The organism is Nocardia sp. NPDC051911 (genome assembly GCF_040681035.1).
Taxonomy (GTDB): domain Bacteria; phylum Actinomycetota; class Actinomycetes; order Mycobacteriales; family Mycobacteriaceae; genus Nocardia; species Nocardia sichangensis.
The window spans coordinates 1-17,380 of the sequence record NZ_JBFAXY010000047.1; the positions used below are offsets into that span (position 1 = coordinate 1).

Annotated in this window: 19 protein-coding genes; 10 read left to right on the plus strand and 9 right to left on the minus strand. The window is 68.0% G+C overall.

Going from position 1 to position 17,380, the window contains the following annotated elements; all coding sequences use genetic code 11:
* Positions 1–417: 417 nt before the first annotated feature.
* Together AB0L97_RS35510 and AB0L97_RS35515 are read left to right on the plus strand one after the other, a co-directional pair.
* Complete coding sequence (locus AB0L97_RS35510) at positions 418–1,293, plus strand: LLM class F420-dependent oxidoreductase (protein ID WP_355080775.1); 876 nt, start codon at positions 418–420, stop codon at positions 1,291–1,293.
* Positions 1,294–1,374: 81 nt separating this feature from the next.
* Positions 1,375–1,953, plus strand: a complete 579-nt coding sequence (locus tag AB0L97_RS35515) for a helix-turn-helix domain-containing protein (protein WP_355080773.1) — start codon at positions 1,375–1,377, stop codon at positions 1,951–1,953.
* 21 nt (positions 1,954–1,974) lie between these two features.
* On the opposite strand, the gene AB0L97_RS35520 is transcribed toward AB0L97_RS35515, so the two are convergent.
* The gene (locus AB0L97_RS35520; protein ID WP_356969761.1) at positions 1,975–2,835 is read right to left on the minus strand and encodes a mycofactocin-coupled SDR family oxidoreductase; all 861 of its coding nucleotides are present in this window, start codon (positions 2,833–2,835) and stop codon (positions 1,975–1,977) included.
* 177 nt (positions 2,836–3,012) lie between these two features.
* On the opposite strand from AB0L97_RS35520, the gene AB0L97_RS35525 reads away from it, so the two are divergent.
* From AB0L97_RS35525 to AB0L97_RS35535, 3 genes are all read left to right on the plus strand, one after another.
* A complete protein-coding gene (locus AB0L97_RS35525; RefSeq protein ID WP_364438585.1) occupies positions 3,013–3,498 on the plus strand; it encodes a nitroreductase family deazaflavin-dependent oxidoreductase in 486 nt (161 codons plus the stop codon).
* Between the two features lie 130 nt (positions 3,499–3,628).
* A complete protein-coding gene (locus AB0L97_RS35530; RefSeq protein ID WP_356969765.1) occupies positions 3,629–4,012 on the plus strand; it encodes a helix-turn-helix transcriptional regulator in 384 nt (127 codons plus the stop codon).
* 193 nt (positions 4,013–4,205) lie between these two features.
* On the plus strand, positions 4,206–4,970 hold the full coding sequence (locus AB0L97_RS35535; protein WP_356969767.1) for a hypothetical protein: 765 nt from the start codon (positions 4,206–4,208) through the stop codon (positions 4,968–4,970).
* A gap of 57 nt (positions 4,971–5,027) precedes the next feature.
* Here AB0L97_RS35535 and AB0L97_RS35540 read toward each other — a convergent pair whose 3' ends face one another.
* Positions 5,028–5,522, minus strand: coding sequence for a hypothetical protein (locus tag AB0L97_RS35540; RefSeq protein ID WP_355080763.1), 495 nt, complete (start codon positions 5,520–5,522; stop codon positions 5,028–5,030).
* Positions 5,523–5,721: 199 nt separating this feature from the next.
* On the opposite strand from AB0L97_RS35540, the gene AB0L97_RS35545 reads away from it, so the two are divergent.
* Together AB0L97_RS35545 and AB0L97_RS35550 are read left to right on the plus strand one after the other, a co-directional pair.
* The gene (locus AB0L97_RS35545) at positions 5,722–6,372 is read left to right on the plus strand and encodes a hypothetical protein (RefSeq protein ID WP_355080761.1); all 651 of its coding nucleotides are present in this window, start codon (positions 5,722–5,724) and stop codon (positions 6,370–6,372) included.
* Positions 6,373–6,554: 182 nt separating this feature from the next.
* Positions 6,555–7,919, plus strand: a complete 1,365-nt coding sequence (locus AB0L97_RS35550) for a wax ester/triacylglycerol synthase family O-acyltransferase (protein WP_355080759.1) — start codon at positions 6,555–6,557, stop codon at positions 7,917–7,919.
* A gap of 24 nt (positions 7,920–7,943) precedes the next feature.
* Here the strand turns inward: AB0L97_RS35550 and AB0L97_RS35555 are convergent, their stop codons facing one another.
* Positions 7,944–9,962, minus strand: coding sequence for an AMP-binding protein (locus AB0L97_RS35555; RefSeq protein ID WP_355080783.1), 2,019 nt, complete (start codon positions 9,960–9,962; stop codon positions 7,944–7,946).
* Positions 9,963–10,347: 385 nt separating this feature from the next.
* Between AB0L97_RS35555 and AB0L97_RS35560 the strand changes: the two genes are divergently transcribed.
* Complete coding sequence (locus tag AB0L97_RS35560; RefSeq protein WP_355080757.1) at positions 10,348–10,581, plus strand: hypothetical protein; 234 nt, start codon at positions 10,348–10,350, stop codon at positions 10,579–10,581.
* 6 nt (positions 10,582–10,587) lie between these two features.
* On the opposite strand, the gene AB0L97_RS35565 is transcribed toward AB0L97_RS35560, so the two are convergent.
* The 3 genes from AB0L97_RS35565 to AB0L97_RS35575 all read right to left on the minus strand — a co-directional run bounded on the left by AB0L97_RS35565 (position 10,588) and on the right by AB0L97_RS35575 (position 12,336).
* Positions 10,588–11,427, minus strand: coding sequence for an RNA polymerase sigma factor SigF (locus tag AB0L97_RS35565; RefSeq protein WP_355080756.1), 840 nt, complete (start codon positions 11,425–11,427; stop codon positions 10,588–10,590).
* Positions 11,417–11,755 carry an anti-sigma factor gene (locus AB0L97_RS35570; RefSeq protein ID WP_364438593.1) on the minus strand — a complete coding sequence of 113 codons (339 nt, stop codon included), beginning with the start codon at positions 11,753–11,755 and terminating at the stop codon, positions 11,417–11,419. The genes AB0L97_RS35565 and AB0L97_RS35570 overlap by 11 nt, the downstream gene beginning before the upstream one ends.
* A gap of 101 nt (positions 11,756–11,856) precedes the next feature.
* Entirely contained in the window at positions 11,857–12,336 is a 480-nt protein-coding gene (locus AB0L97_RS35575) for a DNA starvation/stationary phase protection protein (protein WP_364438596.1), read from the minus strand.
* A gap of 272 nt (positions 12,337–12,608) precedes the next feature.
* Between AB0L97_RS35575 and AB0L97_RS35580 the strand changes: the two genes are divergently transcribed.
* On the plus strand, positions 12,609–12,785 hold the full coding sequence (locus AB0L97_RS35580) for a hypothetical protein (RefSeq protein WP_364438599.1): 177 nt from the start codon (positions 12,609–12,611) through the stop codon (positions 12,783–12,785).
* A 97-nt stretch (positions 12,786–12,882) separates the two neighbouring features.
* Positions 12,883–14,331, plus strand: coding sequence for a mannitol dehydrogenase family protein (locus AB0L97_RS35585; RefSeq protein WP_364438626.1), 1,449 nt, complete (start codon positions 12,883–12,885; stop codon positions 14,329–14,331).
* Here AB0L97_RS35585 and AB0L97_RS35590 read toward each other — a convergent pair.
* The 3 genes from AB0L97_RS35590 to cmk all read right to left on the minus strand — a co-directional run bounded on the left by AB0L97_RS35590 (position 14,328) and on the right by cmk (position 17,356).
* The gene (locus AB0L97_RS35590) at positions 14,328–15,143 is read right to left on the minus strand and encodes an acyl-ACP thioesterase domain-containing protein (RefSeq protein WP_356969778.1); all 816 of its coding nucleotides are present in this window, start codon (positions 15,141–15,143) and stop codon (positions 14,328–14,330) included. The two genes, AB0L97_RS35585 and AB0L97_RS35590, sit on opposite strands and share 4 nt — an antisense overlap.
* Before the next feature lie 120 nt (positions 15,144–15,263).
* The gene (gene der / locus AB0L97_RS35595; protein WP_355080744.1) at positions 15,264–16,682 is read right to left on the minus strand and encodes a ribosome biogenesis GTPase Der; all 1,419 of its coding nucleotides are present in this window, start codon (positions 16,680–16,682) and stop codon (positions 15,264–15,266) included.
* Positions 16,679–17,356, minus strand: coding sequence for a (d)CMP kinase (gene cmk / locus AB0L97_RS35600; protein WP_355080779.1), 678 nt, complete (start codon positions 17,354–17,356; stop codon positions 16,679–16,681). Before cmk ends, der begins: the two co-directional genes overlap by 4 nt.
* Positions 17,357–17,380: the final 24 nt, after the last annotated feature.

The window sequence follows — 17,380 nt, forward strand, 5'->3', positions numbered from 1 at the left end:
AGCCGCCGATACACCGGATACGGATCCTCATGAAACCCGTAGTCATACGGGTCGAACACCAGCGGCCCCACCACAGCCGTCATCGCCCACACTCCGAATTCGATAACAAGTTCTCAACAAGGATCGTCCACCCAACGCTCCGTAGAGACACATAGCTGGACATGTGTCTGGACGGTACCACTGACAGTTTTTCAGGACAATCCCGAACAAGCGATCTCGCGGAAAGAAATCCGCCGTCCGATCGCCAGGCCGACACACACCACGAATCAAGAACACGTTCTTGTAGGCAGCTCGGCGATCGGACTATATTCCATACAACTGTCCAGACACGGCGGTTCGCAGCACGCGGCCACCTTCGCCGATGCCGTCACGCGGGCAGCGCACGACAGCTCGCCGAACGACCAGACAAGGATTTCCATGCGATTCGGCATCGTCCTGTTCACCAGCGACCGCGGCATCACTCCCGCCGCGGCGGCCCGAGCGGCCGAGCAGGCGGGGTTCGCCTCCTTCTACGTCCCCGAGCACACCCACATCCCGGTCGCGCGCAACGCGGCGCACCCGCAGACCGGCGACGCGTCGCTACCCGACGACCGCTACCTGCGCACGCTGGACCCGTGGGTCGCACTGTCCATGGCGGCGGCAGTCACCGAACGCATCGAGCTGGCCACCGCCGTCGCGCTCCCCGTGGAGCACGACCCGATCACCCTTGCCAAGACGATCGCCTCACTGGACCACCTCTCCGGTGGCCGGGTCGTGCTGGGGGCCGGATTCGGCTGGAACACCGACGAACTCGCCGATCACGGAGTACCCGCGAACAAGCGACGCACCGTGCTGCGCGAATACCTGGCGGCGATGCGGGCGCTGTGGAGCCGGGACGAGGCCGGTTTCGACGGCGAGTATGTGCGCTTCGGCCCGAGCTGGGCGTGGCCGAAACCGGTCCGGCGCTCGGTGCCGGTGCTGATCGGCGCGGCGGGCACCGAACGCACCTTCCGCTGGATAGCCGAGTCGGCGGACGGTTGGATCACCACCCCGGGGGAAACGGAGATCTCCGATCGTCTCGCGTTGCTGCATGAGATCTGGCAGCAGGCCGGGCGGCCCGGACGTCCGCGCGTGGTGGCCCTGGATTACAAACCCGACGCCGCACGCCTGGCCGAGTGGGACCGCGCCGGCGTCACCGACGTCGTGTACGGACTGCCGGACAAAGACGAGCCCGCGGTGTGCGCCTACCTCGAGCGGTTGTCCGGCAAACTGACCGACATCGGCCCGCCGCTCGGCGCGGCGAGCCGGCCGTAGCGAATCACGTGGCCGAACACACAACTATTTCCGCAGCAGGAAAGTTGCTCGAACGAAATAACGACACTACCATCTAGACACATGTCCGAAAGCGATTCCAGAACCGTCGAAGCGACGCGGCGGCGCTTGTCCGGAAAGCAGGCCGACACCGTCGACAAGCTCACCAGATCGGCGTTGGAAGTGCTTTCCCGGGAGGGTTTCGCCGGCATGACCATCCGGATGGTGGCCGCCAACGCCAAGGTCGGCACCGCCACCGCGTACACCTATTTCTCCTCCAAGGAGCACTTGGTCGCGGAGATCTTCTGGCGCAGGCTGCGCGCACAACCCTCCCCTGTGAGCGAGGATCCGGACGCCACCGTGCGGGTGATCGCCGAACTCCGCAGCATCGCGTTGCTGGTCGCCGACGAACCGGAATTGTCCGGCGCGGTCACCAGCGCGCTGCTCGGCCGCGATCCCGACGTCGAGCATTTGCGGTCGCGCATCGGCTTGGAAATTCGCACCCGCCTCGCGCACGCGCTGTCCGGAAATCCCGACGCGGATATTCTGAAATCGCTCGAATTGCTCTACGCGGGTGCGCTGGTCCATGCCGGGATGGGCTACGAATCGTATTCCGACATCGCGGACCGCATCGAGCGGTCCGCGATGCTCATCCTGAAGTGACGCGGCGCGTTCCGCGTCACTTCAGGCCAGGCCCAATTTCAGCGACGCGCCGCCGTCGACGAACATCTGCAAACCGGTCACGTAGCGCGACTCGTCGGAGGCCAGGAACGTGACCGCGTGCGAGATGTCCGAGGACTCGACGAAGGGAATCGGCATGGCCTGCATGAAGGGAAAGGTGACCTCGGCGTCCTCGCGCGTCGGGTTCTGTACGTCGGGACGGAAGATCTGGTACATCCCCGGGTTGTGCAGCATGTCGGTGTCGACGTTGGTCGGATGCACCGCGTTGATGCGGATCGAGCTCGGCCCCAGCGTCAACGCCAAAGTCTGCGTATAAGAACGGATCATCTTCTTCGACAGGCCGTAGCCGTCGCCGCCGGGACCTTGCAGTGCCTGCTGGCCGTTGAATCCGGTCTGCGGCACCAGGCCCGCGACCGATCCCGTCACGATGATCGAGGCGCCCGCGCCCAGATGCGGCAGCGCGGCGTGCACGGTGTTCACCACGCCGACGAAGTTGACGTCGAAGACATCCACGAAGCCCTGCAACGGCACATGGTGGCCCAGCGGGCAGATCCCGGCGTTCGCCACGACCACGTCCAAGCGCCCGAGTTCGGCGACGCCCGCCGCGATCGCCGCTTGCAGCGCGGGGCGATCGCGCACGTCGACCTGTGCGGCCACCACCCGACGGCCGGTCTTGGCGACCAGTTCCTTGGTCTCGGCGAGATCCGCTTCGGTCGCCAGTGCGTATTCGTTGCTGGCTATGTCGGCGCAGATATCGAAGGCGATGATGTCGGCGCCTTCCTCGGCCAAGGCGACCGCGTGACTGCGGCCCTGCCCCCGTCCCGCACCGGTCACCAGGACGACTTTGCCGCTGACCCGATCCATGTTTCCTCCACCGTGCTCGTCGCCGGTTCCCGTCACCCCCCGCGACACGCGCCGCACATATATGGAATAGTAACCGGACATCTGTCTGGACGATACTACGGACAAAGGTATGGATCAATCACTCGTCACCGCACCCGATTCCACGGCCGCATCCCGGCCCGAGCTGGGTGATCGTTGATGCCCAAGCGGCCACGCAACCTCGACTCCCCGCTGATCACGACCGTCATCAAATACATGTCCAGAGCGCAGACCTGGGCGTACCGCCGGACCGGAGGGCGCGTCGGCGCACGATGGCGGATCGGCGCCGGCTTCCGCAAGCCGGTACCCACCTTGCTGCTCGAGCATCGGGGTCGCAGATCGGGCAAGTTGTTCACCGTCCCGCTGCTGTACCTCGTCGACGGCGCCGATCTGGTAGTGGTCGCCTCGCAAGGCGGGTTGCCGAATCACCCCCAGTGGTACTTCAATCTCCTGGCACATCCCGTGACCCGGGTACAGGTCGGGGCCGAGCACCGACGCGTCCGCGCCCGCATGGCGAGCCGGGAGGAGAAGAATCGCTTGTGGCCCTTGCTCGTAGCCCTCTACGCGGACTTCGACACCTACCAATCCTGGACCGAGCGCGAGATCCCGGTGCTCATTCTTCAGCCGGAGGACCGGCCGCACTGACCCGGCGCGTCGAGCGAGGTCCGCGGCCACCCTCCCCCATGATGTTCAGCGTTCCCGGCGCGATGGGCGCCGCCCGCCCGCCGGAGCAGTGCGACGCAATCGATCGACTCGACCGAGGATGGGAGAGCGTGTGGCGAAGATGGGTAGGCGGAAACGGTCCAGGCTGATCACCGCCGGAATGCTGCGGGAGAAGCACCAGCAGGAAGAGCACGGCGCACCGGCGCGACCGGCGCCGCTGCCCCCGGACGAGGTCGAGACGGCCATCGTGCTCGATCTCGACGGGCTCGCCACGCGCGTGCGTGCGCGGCGGCGCGAGATGAAGTGGACCCAGGCGGATGTGGCGGGCAACGGCGGCCCGCCGGCCAAGGTGATCAGCGAGATCGAGCGGTCCCGCAATCCACGGCCTGGTACCGAGGTGCTCGACCGGCTCGACGCGGGACTCGAGTGGCCGCCCGGCACCAGCGCGACGATCCTGCGCGCCGAGCGGGCAAGCGAACTGGCCACGGCGCGCTGAGCGCCGGATCCGAAACTCGGCCGGTCGGAGAATTTTTCGATATCTCCGACCGGTCGAGCCGGAACGCTCATCGGTAGCTGTGGGCGCTGCTAGGCTGCTCAGCGACCCTAGACGACTGCTCTTGCGCCGCCGGAGTGCGCGGGTCCGGCCGTGCTGGACGCAGGTGTTAACCCGATGAAGGAATGGACGTAACATGCAACTCCGCGGCATCACTGCGGCAGCGATACTCGCCATCGGCTCGCTGACCGTCGGCGCGGGCGTCGCCCACGGCGAGCCCGCTCCCGACATCACCTACTCGGCCAAGATCGTCGACCAGACGGTGGTCGCCGCGCTCCGGGGCGGAACCTTCCAGTTGTCCAAGGCACTGCGCGATCAGCCCGCGGGCGACGAGAACGCGCGACTAACCGAGCGCGACGGGGTGCTCGTCGATCATGGGGGCGCCCCGGCCGACATCGCGCAAGTGATCGACGTGGTAGACATCCGGGACCGCGACGGCCACGTCGCGATGACGTTGCCGCTCGACTTCCGGATCGCGGGGACCGCCATTCCGGTGCGCCCGGAGCTGAAGAAGGACAGCACCGTGCTCGAGCTGAAGCCGTCCAGGCCGGAGGGCATCGCGATCACCGAGCCACTGGTGGCCAAGCCGGTCGCGTCCATGACCGAGAACCAGCGCGCCCGTGACGAATTCGCCAGCCAGTTCGGGCTCGCCACCGCCATAGGCGGTTTCGTCGGCACCGCGATCGGCGCCACGATCGGCTGCCTGGTCACCATCGCCGTGGGCTGCGTGGCCGGTCTGCTGACCGGCGCGAGTCTCGGCGGCATCCTCGGAACCATCGCGGTCGGCGGGCCCACGCTCGTCGTGGCGGGTGTCGACCTGCTCACCACGTTGCAGGCGGCCGACGGCACTACACGCTTCGCCGACAAGCCCGTCCAAACCGCTCCGGCCCAAACCAAGTAGCCGTGTCCCGGCGGCGCAGCAGCGCGCCGCCGGGCGGACTTCCGATCGACCGCGTCGCTACAACGGCGCGGTCGTCGTGTTCGAGCGACCCACGCGCTCGTCGTTGATCAAGTGATAGGCGCGTCCCAGATCGTCGAGCGCACGCTCCCATCTGGTGTCCGCGTCGTGGCCACGGGGATTGCGGCTGAGCAACAGCAGGACCTCGGCCGCGTCCGCAGACCGCGCGGCGGCGTCCAGCAACACCGGCACCGGTTCCACGGTGGTGCCCGCCGCCAGCGCGCCGATACGGTCGTGCAGCCAGTGCGCGTCGAAACGCGCCTGCTCCGTGGGGTTCTCCCCGTTCACCGGCAGGGTGCTGACCGCGGCGGCCCGTGCGGCCTCCTCGTCGTCCATCGTGGTGGTGACGACGTCGCGCAGCTCGCTGCTCGCGATCCGGTGTAGCAAACCGATCAGTAGGACACGTTCGGCGTCGGGACCGTGCAGACCGGTCTCATCCGCCCGTGCGCCGACCTCGTCCGGGTCGACGCGCAAGATCGACAGAACCGCTCGCAACTGCGCAATCGTTACCACTTCGTCCGCCCCTCCTCATCGTCGCGGCCCCACCATCACACCCTCGGCGACAGCCTGCCAAACGCGAGGCGCGTTAACCGTCCGGTAGCCCTTTTGCCGATACGGCGTGTCTTCACACTGCGTTCCAGGTCACCTCGAACCGCAGGGTAAACGAGGGTCCAACTTGGGTACTCCAGACATCATGAGAGCGATACCGGCGCGGGTCACTGGTGACACGACCACGCCCGCAGTGCGCGAATCCGAACACGGCGGTGCGATCGCGAGCATGAGATGGCGGCGGATCAGGGAGGTGATCGCCACCCGAACCGTCTCCGATGCCACGCGAGAGGTCTCCATCGAGGTGGGGAAACCGCAGATGGCACCGGGTGACACCGGTGTGGTGTGCGGTTTTCGCATCCAGGGAATCGGCGAACGATGGGCGCACGGCGTCGATTCCATCGCCGCGCTCTACCGCGCGTTCCAGGACATCGCCCAAGAGCTGCGGCAGGCCAACAGCCACGGTGCGCACTTCGCGGTGACCGAGCCGTCCGACCCCGGCTTCCCCGCCGCGCCCACCCGTCCCTCGCGTGCCGCCACGACGGTCGCCTACGAGCCGCAGGCGCTCATCGCGGCCCGCACCCTCTACGAAGCCGACAGCTCGTTGTCGATCATCATCGGCAGGCCGTATCTGGCGGCCGACCGGCGCAAGCACCTGTGCCGGTTCCATATCAGCAAGCAGGGCGCGTCGCTGGCCAGCGGCATCGATGAGATCCAGGCCCTGCACAGCGCGATCAGCATGATCAGCGAACGCCTCGCACTGCCGCAGGATTGGCCGGTCAGCCGCCTGTCCTGAGGCCCGCGCGCACAATTTCGCGACGAACCGCCCAGCCGGTACGGATTCGGCATCGAATCATCGGTTGGGGATCGTCGTTCGACCGGCGTAGATCTCCCAGCGCCATGAGCAGTCCGGCGGCCGTCCCCATGTCCGGAACCAGACCGTGGCGAGGCCGCGGCGTCGCCAGGAGGGAACTGCCCATGGAATTCATCTCGCCGGTGGACGCCCTGTTTCTCATCGCGGAATCACGCGAGCATCCGATGCACGTCGGTTCGCTGTCCATCTTCGACCCCGTGGAGGGCACCGGACCCGAATTCGCCCGGCGCGCGTACGCCACGCTGGCGGCCGACCGAAATTTCCACCCCACGTTCCGCAAGCGCCCGGCTCGCCTGTTCGGCACTCCACAGCTTGCCTGGACCGTGGACAGCGCCGTCGAGCTCGACTACCACGTCCAGCGGTGGGCACTGCCGGAAGCGGGTGGCCTGGACGCCCTGACCGAAGTAACGGCGGGATTGCACAGCACCCTGCTCGACCGTCACCGGCCGCTGTGGGAAGCGCATCTGGTCGAAGGGCTCGCCGGCGATCGGGTCGGCTTGTACGCGAAGATGCACCACGCCCTCATCGACGGCGTCGGCGCCCAGCGCCTGTTGCAGCGAACGCTCACCACCGACCCGGAATCCGGCGAAGCGCTGGTGCCCTGGCATCTCCCGCCTTCGACCGGGCACCGCCCGAATCCCCCGCAGAGGCAAACGCTCGGCACCCGGGCGCGCGCCCTGCTCGCCGCGGCGGGCTCGGCGCCTTCGGCCTTGCGCCTGGCCCGTACCGCGCTGCTCGAGCAGCAGTTGACGCTGCCCTTCGCCGCACCGCGCACCATGTTCAACGTCCCGATCGGCGGGGCCCGCCGCTGCGCCGCCCGCTCGTGGCCGCTGGACCGGATCCGCCAGGTCAAGAAGATGACCGGCACCACGCTCAACGACGTGGTGCTGGCGATGTCGGCGGGTGCGCTGCGCACCTACCTGCTCGAACACGTCGCCTTGCCGGACAAGCCGCTGATCGCCATGGTGCCGGTCTCGCTGCGTCCCGAATCCGACGACGGTGACGGCGGGGGCAACGCCGTGGCGGCGCTGCTGTGCAATCTGGCCACCGACCTGCCCGACCCGGCCGCGCGGCTGGCGGCGATCAGCTCCTCGATGCATCGCAGCAAAGAGATCTACCGCGCGCTGTCCCCCGTCCAGGCGGTCTCGCTGTCGGCGCTGACGCTCAGTCCCCTCGCCCTGTCACTGCTGCTTCCCGCCACGGTCGCGCTGACCAGCCCGCCGTTCAACATCGTCATCTCCAATATTCCGGGACCGCGTGAACCGCAGTACTGGAATGGAGCCCGCGTCGCGGCCAGCTACCCGCTGTCGATCCCGCTCGACGGGCAGGCGGTGAACATCACCCTCACCAGCAATGCCGACAGCCTGGACATCGGCATCGTCGCCTGCCGCCGCAGCGTGCCGGACGTGGCCAGGCTGCTCGATCACCTGGAATCCGCGTTGACCGACCTGGAGGACACCGTCTACTGACCGCCGGGCGCTGCCGCCGGATGGTCAGGGTGATCCCGCGGTGCCCAGACCGTTGATCGACGGCGGCAGCTCCGGTTCGGCCGCGCCGGGACCGGCCAGCAGACGCTTGAGGATCTTGCCGGTGTCGCCGCGCGGCAGCGCCGAGAGGAAGGTGACGTCGCGCGGCACCGAGAAGCGGCTCAAGCGGTTGCGGATGTAGGTGCGCACCATGTCCGAATCCAGGCCGGACCCTTCGCGTTTCACCACGAACGCCGCGAGCCGCTGGCCGAATTCGTGGTCCGGCACACCGACCACGGCGACGTCACTGACCTGCGGCAGGTGCGCGAGCGCCTCCTCGACCGGACGCGGGAAGACGTTCTCGCCACCGGAGATGATCATCTCGTCGTCTCGTCCCGCGATGAACAACCGGCCCGCGGCGTCGAGGTAGCCGAGGTCGCCGGTGTCGAGCATGCCGTGCGCCTCGTCCGGTGGCGCGGAGTTGACGTAGCCGTCGAACAGCATGTGGTTGCCGACGAAGATGTGTCCCGTGGCGCCGATCGGGAGTCTGCGGTGGTCCGGCCCGAGCACGGCCACCTTGGTGCCCAGCGGCGGGCGTCCCGCCGTGGTCGGCGAGGTGTGCAGGTCCTCGGGGGTCGCGATGGTCGCCCAGGAGACCTCGGTGGATCCGTAGACGTTGTAGAGCACGTCGCCGTAGGCCTCCATGAACCGCTCGACGGTCGCGCCTGCCAGTGGCGCACCGCAGCTGATCATGTGCCGCAGGCTGGAGGTGTCGTAGCGAGCACGCACGTGCGCGGGAAGGTCGAGGATGCGCTGCACCATGGTCGGCACGACGATCACCGTGTTGACCCGGTGCTCGGCGATGCGGCGCAGGCAGTCCTCCGCGTCGAACCGTTCGGCCAGCACCACGGTCGCGCGCAGCGCGGTGCTCAGTTGCAGGCCGGCCAACCCCCAGGTGTGGAACAGCGGCGCCGGGATCAGCATGGTCTCGTTCATCTGCATCGGGATGCGCGACAGCAATGCCGCGATGGACCCGAAGCCCTTCGGATGCGGCCTGCGCGCACCCTTGGGCGTCCCGCTGGTCCCGGAGGTGAGCACGACGAGCCGTCCCGGCTGGGCAGGGGTGCGGAAAGTCGTGTGCCCCTCCGCCACCAGTTGGTCCACGGTCGTCCGGTCGGGTACCGGCGGACGCTCGTCGGTGTTGTAGCGCGGGATGTCGGTATGCAGATAGCGCACCAACTCCTCGAGGTCACCGTCGACGAACAGCGCCGACAGGCGGTCGCGCTGGACGATCTCCTCGATGGTGCGGCCCGCCAGCCCGGCGTTCAGCAGTGCCACGTCCACACCCAGTTTGCCTGCGGCGACCATGCATTCGACCATGGCCGCGTGGTTGCGCGCCAGCAGGCCGATGGCGTCGCCCGGGCCGAGGTCGTGCGCGGCCATCGCCGCGGCCAGCGCGTTGGTGCGCTCGTGCATGTCGGCGAAGGACCGGGTGCCGCGGTCGTCGATGATCGCGGTCCGCTCCGGGGCGTACGCCGCGCCCGCGGCGTATCCGCCCGCCAGGTTGAAACCCCATTTCGCCAGTGAGCGCAGCTGTTTGAGAGTCCGATCGAAACGAACCGGCAACACGACGCCGGTGGCCACCATCTGCCGCGCCACACCCGCGTTGCGCCGGATCGGCGAATCCTCGCCGTTGACGACCAAGGAGGTCCGCGCGCCCTTGGCGACGTCGGCCACCCGCTTCAGTCCGGCCTTGGTCCACTCGCCGATCGCCACATTGGACAGCTCGCTCACCCGCGGGTGCACCCGGCTCGGCGCGAAATACGTGACGGTGACCTTGGTGCGGTCCTCGTCGCCGTGCAGTCGCACCGACGCGAAGCTGCCCAGTGCGGCGTATTGCATCTCGAAGCTCTCGTACCACCGGCCCACGCTGATCCGGATCTGGTGGGTGCGTATGCCCGACCCGTAGGTACCGACGCGCATCTGCCAGACCACATTGCCGTCGGCGGACTGGATCTGCTCGCACGCGCCGATACCGGTGAACATGCGCGGATAAGTCTGCGGTTCGAGTAGCAGATCCCAGATGGTCTTGCGGGCGATCGCGAATTCGGCGACTACGTCGATGACATCGGTAACCAACTTGTGCACTTCTCGTCGGCCGGTTCGAAGAACTTCGGGTCGGCGGGTAGCTCCTTTGTAACGTCAGTCACAAGCGAGGTCAAGTAGCCAGGGCATCGTCGCTACTACCAGCGACACGCAGGAAATACGCTGCGATTGCCCAGCATTCACCTGAACCTGGGAACCGGCCCAAATCACCCGCGCGACGCCTGTGAATCAGCCCAACGATCATCCGAACTCCCGCCGGGCGGCGACCTCCGACCTAACGTCACAGACGCCTGCTCGGCAGGACCGAACGCTGGCTGGAGAGGTTATGGACGACAAGCCCGCACGACGAATCGCGCACGCCCGCGCCGAGGAGATCCTCGATTTCTTCGGCAAATGCCGAGCGTGCGGATATCCCGCTTACGCGGAGAGCACCACGTTGCGCTACGACAACGGCGACTTGGAGACCAAGATCATCGCCAGCTGCGCCCTGCCCTGCGGCTGGACCGGCGAGGTCTCCGCCACACCGATGACCGGCGCGGCCGCCCGTCCACGCACGTGAGCGAACTCAGGCCGCGCTCGAAACGAGTTCTTCCGGGCCGAGCGCGCGTTCGCGCAGGTCTTTGAGAATCCTGGCGAGAATGCGCGACACCTGCATCTGGGACACACCCAGCTCTTCGGCGATCTGACTCTGGGTCCGCGACTCGTAGAAGCGCATGACCAGCACCTGCCGATCGCGCGGCGGCAACTCGGCGATGAGCGGACGCACGGCCATCGCCTGCTCCAGCAGGTCGTAGCACGGCTCCTCGGAGCCCAGCGTGTCGGCGAGCGACTGCGGCGCACCGTCGCCCTCCTCTCGGCCTGCCGCGTCCAGCGAATTGGCCTGATAGGCGTTGCCCGCGATGAGCGCCTGCGTGACCTCGCCCAGGTCGACGTCCAACTCCTCGGCGATCTCCCTGGCCGTCGGCATCCGGCCGAGGCGATGCGACAACGTCTCGGTGGCCGGGCCGACGCGCAGCTGGATCTCCTTGAGCCTGCGCGGCACTCGCAACGACCACGTGTTGTCGCGGAAATGCCTGCGCACCTCGCCCATGATGGTGGGGACCGCGAATCCGAGGAAGGAACTGCCGCGCGAGACATCGAAACGGTCCACCGCGAGCACCAGCCCGACCCGGGCGATCTGCAGCAGGTCCTCGTAGTTCTCGCCGCGGCCGGAGAACTTCCTGGCGATGTGCTCGGCGAGCGGAAGACACCGCCGGGTCACCTCCTCGCGCAGCGCCGCGCGGTGCGGATCCCCCTCGTCCATCGCGGCCATCTTCTCGAACCACGGCTCGATGTTGTCGTAGCTGTCGCCCCCGCGGGTGCGCCTCGCCGTGTCATTTCCGTCGGTCGTGAACTCACGTTTCATCAAATGGTCCTCGTTCCCAACTGAATTCGATAACGGTCGGGTACCCGCCGACTTCGGAATCAAAAGGGTCACGGGAAATTGATAGGGAGCGGGTGAGCATGCGCACCAGTTCCCAGCTCAACGGATCGCTGCGGAGCTCGCCGCCGACTACGGCTACGGCGTCGACACGCACGCTCATCAGGCCGAGGCCGTAGGTGAACGCGCAGCCGAGCATCGAGCCCGGCATGGCGTCCGCCAGCAGCATCGTGACCGCCTCGTTGATCGCCAAGCGGATGTCCGAGGCGGCGTCGAACGGAACCTCGGCGACCAGGCACACGGTGTCGGTCATCGCGCGGACCAAGGCGAGGTGTCGCGCGTCGGCGGGGATCCGCACCGTGACCGTGGCAGTCTCCGTGGCGGGCGCGCCGAACGCGCACGTGATCACCCGCATCACACCGTGGCGAGCTGCGCTTGCCACATCCAGTGCAACTGCTCCAGCCGCGCCGCGATCGCCAGGAACAGATCCTGGGTCACCGGATCGGCCTTCTCGGTCGCCGCGATGCGTTCACGCAGCCGCTTGATCACGGCGGCGAGGTTGCCGACGATCGTGTCGATGACGTCGGTGTCCTGTTGCCAGCCCTCGCCGATGCCGATCGCGCCGGAATCCTTGGCCACGCTCGCGGCGCGCCCGTCCGGGCTGACTCCCACGGCGGTGGCGCGTTCCGCGGCCGAGTCCGTGAACTCCCGTGCCACGGTCACCAATTCATCCAGCGCCAGGTGCACCGACCGGAAGTTGGTGCCGATCACGTTCCAGTGCGCCTGCTTCGCGATCAGCGACAGGTCGATCAGGTCGACCACCGTCGCCTGGAGAGTTTCGCCCGCGATGCGCTGCTGCTCCGGGTCCAAAGTACTGGTGATGGGTTGCGACATGCGCTGAACCTTTCTGCCATCGATCGGGACACCGACGGTCTACCCAGCTCTGCGGCGATAAACCCCCCGGTAGCTTCCGCGGCCGGACGAAACGGGGTGTGCGCCCCGGCCCCTCGCCGGTCGCGCAGCGGCCAGAAAGAGCACGAGAACGGCGGTGACCGCCAGCTCGGCGGGCGTACCGTCATCCGCCCCGGAATGAGCGAGCACCCACAGATTTTGCCATATCGGCAACTATTGTTGCTGACTTGACCGGTTTCCGGGCACCGTGAGGTATGACCGAGAAAGAGCACACGGACGTGGCGGCCGGCCCATCGGCGACGCCGACTCCGGCACGGGCGCGCCGGGATACCGAGCAGTTCTCCGCCGACGTCGAGCGAGCGAACTGCGAACGAGTACTCGGCGCTCGACGGCACGGCATGGATTCGCTGCTGCCGCCTCCGCAGGGCTGACCGGTTCCGGACTCCTGCTGCACTATGGTGTGATCCACACAACACGGGGAGGCGCGGTATGCCGGAACGGACAGCCACGCCCTTACGGGCGGCCACGATGCCCGACTTCGCCGATCGGATCTCGACACCGAGCTACGATCGATCCCGGATCACCACCGGCATAGTGCATTTCGGCGTCGGCGGCTTCCATCGAGCGCACCAGGCGATGTACGTCGACCGATTGCTCGAACGCGGCCTCGGGGACGAGTGGGGCATCTGCGGAGTCGGCGTGCTGCCCGGCGATCGACGCATGCGCGACGTGCTGCGGGCGCAGGACGGCTTGTACACGCTGTCGACGGTCGCGCCGGACGGCACGTGGACCACGCGCGCGATCGGCTCGCTGGTCGACTACCGGTACGCGCCGGACGATCCAGGGACCGTCGTGGCGAAGCTCGCCGCTGCGTCGACCCGGATCGTCTCACTGACCATCACCGAGGGTGGCTACCACATCGCCACCGCTACCGGGGAATTCGACCCGGATGACCCCGGAATCCGCGCCGATCTGGCCGGGAACGCTCCGCCCGGTACCGTTTTCGGGCTCGTCACCGAGGCGCTGGCCCGCCGCCGATCCCGCGATATCGCGCCGTTCACCGTGCTGTCCTGCGACAACATCGAGGGCAACGGGAACATCGCGCGCCGGATGTTCGGCGCGTTCGCCGCGCTGCGCGATCCGGGGCTCGGAGCCTGGGTGACGGAGCAGGTGCGCTTCCCGAATTCCATGGTGGACCGGATCACCCCGGTGACCCCGCCCGGAGCGACCGGCGAGATCGCGCGGCGCTACGGGCTCACCGACCGCTGGCCGGTGGTCGCCGAGCCGTTCGCGCAGTGGGTGCTGGAGGATTCGTTCGGACTCGGCCGTCCGGCCTTCGAAGAGGTGGGCGTGCAGGTCGTCGCCGACGTCACTCCCTACGAACTGATGAAGCTTCGGTTGCTGAACGCGAGCCACCAGGCGCTGTGCTATTTCGCGTACCTGAGCGGCTATCGGCTGGTGCACGAAGCGGCACAGGATCCGGTCTTCCGGCGGTTCCTGACCCGCTACATGGACGCCGAGGCGACGCCGACGCTGCGCGCGGTCCCCGGGGTCGACCTGGGCGACTACAAGCGGACGCTGCTCGACCGGTTCGCCAATCCCGCGATCGGCGACACCATCGCCCGGCTGTGCGCGGAATCCTCCGACCGGATCCCGAAGTGGCTGCTTCCGGTTGTCCGGGCGCAGCTCGGCAGCGGCGGCCCGATCGACTGCGCGGCGGCGGTCGTCGCCAGCTGGGCACGCTATGCCGAGGGCGTGGACGAGCACGGGCACCCGATCGAGGTCGTTGACCGGCTCCGCGACCGGCTGGTCCCCCTCGCGCGGCGGCAGCGCGAGCAGCCCACCGCTTTCCTCGGCGAGCGATCCTTGTTCGGTGACCTGGTCGACAACCCCCGGTTCGTGACCGCGTATCTGGCGGCTCTGGACAGCCTGCGCACCAGGGGCGCGCACGCGACCGTCGAACAGTTGGCCGGTTAGCGCGGGGTGACGCGGGCGACCGCCCGGCAGTCCGCGCCGACCGCGAACCACACGTCCAGGCTCGAGTCGGTCCGTCGGGCGACGAGCTCGACGTCCTCGCCGCATCGCACCGGTTTCCCGTACTCGACCACCACACGGTGCGGACCCGATTTCAGTTCGGCGTAGTCGGCCAGGACTTCTTCGAGCGCGGTGAGGTAGACCGCGTTGTTCATATGGTCGAGCAGGTCTATGTCGGTGGCCCGTAGCGGGAAGGGCCGAATCTGCACCCCGGGCTCGCCCGCCGCGGGCATGGGATCGGTGAGCTCGGCTTTCCAGCGGAGCCGGTGCTCGGTCGTACAGGCCAGCATGGGGGCGAGGAACCGGTCGCTCATCCGCGCGGGTACGCCCGATTCGGTGCCGAAATGGATCAGGAAGCTCTCGGTCTCCACCAGCCCACCAGCGCTGCCGCCGATCTGGACCCGCATCGTGCACCACCGGGTCGACGTCGCCGAAGGCCATCGCCGCAACGTCGCCGACTCACCGAATCCAAGCGGTTTGAGCGCGTCGATCACCGTCCTGCGGATCACCCACAGGCGATGGATATCGCCGTCCTCGAGGACCTCGAGATGGTCGTAGCCGACGTCCTGCAGATAGCGCGCGACACCGTCGAGTCGCAGGCGCTGGTCACGATCGGTGTCGGCGAGGCGCACGGGCCATCCCGTCTCGAACGGAGTCAGGACGGCCGGCGGTTCCGGCAGCACGCTGGGAATGCCCATGCCCGGATGATGCCAGCTATTTGCCACAGTTGTGGGCAGCACTGCCCATATCGTCATCTACACGAGAAGATGTCGCGTTTTATTAGGCATTTTGACCGGATTATCGACCATCTGCGTTCGCCCGCTAACAATTAGCTTTCATTCGCCATGGTGGGTTGCCCTCGCACCCGTCGTCGCCTATTTCTTCGAACGATCCCGCTTCTCCCGCACCCGCACCGAGATGCGGACCGGCGAGCCGTCGAAACCGAACTCCTCGCGCAACCTGCGCTCCAGGAAGCGCCGGTAGCCTGCCTCCAGGAAGCCGGTGGTGAACAGCACGAACGTGGGCGGCCTGGTGGTCGCCTGGGTGGCGAACAGCACGCGGGGCAGCCTGCCGCCGCGCATCGGCGGCGGGGTCGCGGCGATCACTTCCTTCAGCCAGGTGTTGAGCCTGCCCGTCGGAATGCGCTTGTCCCAGGACTCGAGCGCGGTTTCCATCGCGGGCACCAGCTTCTGCACCGCGCGGCCGGTGTGCGCGGAGATGTTCACTCGCTGCGCCCACGGCACCCGGACCAGCTCGCGGTCGACCTCACGCTCCAGTTGCAGCCGACGATCCTCGTCGACCAGGTCCCACTTGTTGAACGCCAGCACCAACGCCCGCCCGGAATCGGCGACCAGGCTGATCACCCGCAGATCCTGTTCTGTGATCGGCTGCGAGGCGTCGACCAGCATGATCGCCACCTCCGATGCCTCCAGCGCCGACTTGGTGCGCAGCGAGGCGTAGAACTCGGTGCCGCTGGCATTGGACACCTTGCGGCGCAACCCGGCGGTATCGATGAACTTCCAGACCTTGCCGCCCAGTTCGACGAGGGAGTCGACCGGGTCGACCGTGGTGCCCGCGACATCGTGCACCACGGAGCGCTCGTCGTTCGCCAGCTTGTTGAGCAGGCTCGACTTGCCGACGTTCGGCTTGCCGACCAGCGCCACGCGACGCGGGCCGACGCCGCCGGTTCCCTCGCGCGGAGTCTCGGGAAGCACCTCGAGCACGTCGTCGAGCAAGTCGCCGGTGCCACGGCCGTGGGCGGCGCTGACCATGCGCGGCTCGCCGAGTCCCAGCGACCACAGCGCCGCCGCTTCCGCTTCCACCCGCTGGTCGTCGACCTTGTTGGCGACCAGGATCACCGGGACGGCGGAGCGGCGCAGCTTCTTCACGGCCGCCTCGTCGGTGGCGGTGGCGCCCACCACCGCGTCGACCACGAGCAGGATCGCGTCGGCGGTGTGCATGGCCAGTTCGGCCTGGCGGGCCACCGATTGCTGCAGGCCCTTCGCGTCGGGCTCCCAGCCGCCGGTGTCCTGGACCAGGAAACGCCGACCCGCCCAGTTCGCCTCGTAGGACACGCGGTCGCGGGTCACGCCAGGAATGTCCTCCACGACCGCCTCGCGGCGGCCGAGGATGCGGTTCACCAGCGTCGACTTGCCCACGTTCGGGCGGCCGACCACGGCCAGCGTCGGCATCGCGACGTGCGCCGCGTCCTCGAATTCGCCCTCCAGGTCGGCGAGTTCCCAGTCGGCTTCGTCGCTCCAGACGCCGTCGCCTGCGAGTACGTCCCCACTCATCGGTCCCCTCCGGCTCCACACGTCGAGACCTGCTGCGCGACAACGCGATACAGCTCGTCGATAACCTCGTCCATGGACAGTTCGCTGGTGTCTACCGGTACCGCGTCCTCGGCGGGGCGCAGCGGGGACACCTTGCGGGTCGAGTCGAGGGTGTCGCGGCGCTGCACGTCGGCGAGCACGCCCGCGTAGTCGTCGCCCCTGCCCTCGGCGATGTTCTGCTGATTGCGCCGGTGCGCCCGCGCCTCGGCGGACGCGGTCAGGTAGATCTTGGCGTCGGCGGCGGGCAGCACGACGGTGCCGATGTCGCGTCCCTCCACCACGATCCGCCCCGCGGCCGCCGTGATGTCGCGCTGCATGGCGACGAGCAGCTCACGCACCTCGGGCACCGCGGAGACCGCCGAAACCGCCTTGGTGACCGCGTCGCCGCGAATCTCCGACCGTACATCCTCGCCGTCCAGCTCGATCACCTCGCGGCTGGGATCGGTGCCGATGGACAGCGGCAGCTCCTTGACCGCGGCGCCGATGGCCGCGGAGTCGGTCAGTTCGATGCCCGCCCGCAGCACGCGCAGCGTCGCCACCCGGTACATCGCGCCGGTGTCGAGGTACCTGGCGCCGAGCCGGGTGGCCAGGCGCCGGGACACGCTGGACTTCCCGGTACCCGACGGCCCGTCCATGGCGACCACCAGCGGGCTCGGGCC

What these genes read in the sequence shown, in the direction of transcription:
- AB0L97_RS35565 (WP_355080756.1), bottom strand. Translation starts at nt 11,427, where the DNA reads ATGAAACGTGAGTTCACGACCGACGGAAATGACACGGCGAGGCGCACC.
- AB0L97_RS35590 (WP_356969778.1), bottom strand. Translation starts at nt 15,143, where the DNA reads ATGACGATATGGGCAGTGCTGCCCACAACTGTGGCAAATAGCTGGCAT.
- AB0L97_RS35525 (WP_364438585.1), top strand. Translation starts at nt 3,013, where the DNA reads ATGCCCAAGCGGCCACGCAACCTCGACTCCCCGCTGATCACGACCGTC.
- AB0L97_RS35570 (WP_364438593.1), bottom strand. Translation starts at nt 11,755, where the DNA reads ATGACCGACACCGTGTGCCTGGTCGCCGAGGTTCCGTTCGACGCCGCC.
- AB0L97_RS35560 (WP_355080757.1), top strand. Translation starts at nt 10,348, where the DNA reads ATGGACGACAAGCCCGCACGACGAATCGCGCACGCCCGCGCCGAGGAG.
- AB0L97_RS35555 (WP_355080783.1), bottom strand. Translation starts at nt 9,962, where the DNA reads ATGTTCACCGGTATCGGCGCGTGCGAGCAGATCCAGTCCGCCGACGGC.
- AB0L97_RS35550 (WP_355080759.1), top strand. Translation starts at nt 6,555, where the DNA reads ATGGAATTCATCTCGCCGGTGGACGCCCTGTTTCTCATCGCGGAATCA.
- AB0L97_RS35520 (WP_356969761.1), bottom strand. Translation starts at nt 2,835, where the DNA reads ATGGATCGGGTCAGCGGCAAAGTCGTCCTGGTGACCGGTGCGGGACGG.
- der (WP_355080744.1), bottom strand. Translation starts at nt 16,682, where the DNA reads ATGAGTGGGGACGTACTCGCAGGCGACGGCGTCTGGAGCGACGAAGCC.
- cmk (WP_355080779.1), bottom strand. Translation starts at nt 17,356, where the DNA reads ATGGACGGGCCGTCGGGTACCGGGAAGTCCAGCGTGTCCCGGCGCCTG.
- AB0L97_RS35515 (WP_355080773.1), top strand. Translation starts at nt 1,375, where the DNA reads ATGTCCGAAAGCGATTCCAGAACCGTCGAAGCGACGCGGCGGCGCTTG.
- AB0L97_RS35535 (WP_356969767.1), top strand. Translation starts at nt 4,206, where the DNA reads ATGCAACTCCGCGGCATCACTGCGGCAGCGATACTCGCCATCGGCTCG.
- AB0L97_RS35575 (WP_364438596.1), bottom strand. Translation starts at nt 12,336, where the DNA reads ATGTCGCAACCCATCACCAGTACTTTGGACCCGGAGCAGCAGCGCATC.
- AB0L97_RS35510 (WP_355080775.1), top strand. Translation starts at nt 418, where the DNA reads ATGCGATTCGGCATCGTCCTGTTCACCAGCGACCGCGGCATCACTCCC.
- AB0L97_RS35545 (WP_355080761.1), top strand. Translation starts at nt 5,722, where the DNA reads ATGAGAGCGATACCGGCGCGGGTCACTGGTGACACGACCACGCCCGCA.
- AB0L97_RS35580 (WP_364438599.1), top strand. Translation starts at nt 12,609, where the DNA reads ATGACCGAGAAAGAGCACACGGACGTGGCGGCCGGCCCATCGGCGACG.
- AB0L97_RS35585 (WP_364438626.1), top strand. Translation starts at nt 12,883, where the DNA reads ATGCCCGACTTCGCCGATCGGATCTCGACACCGAGCTACGATCGATCC.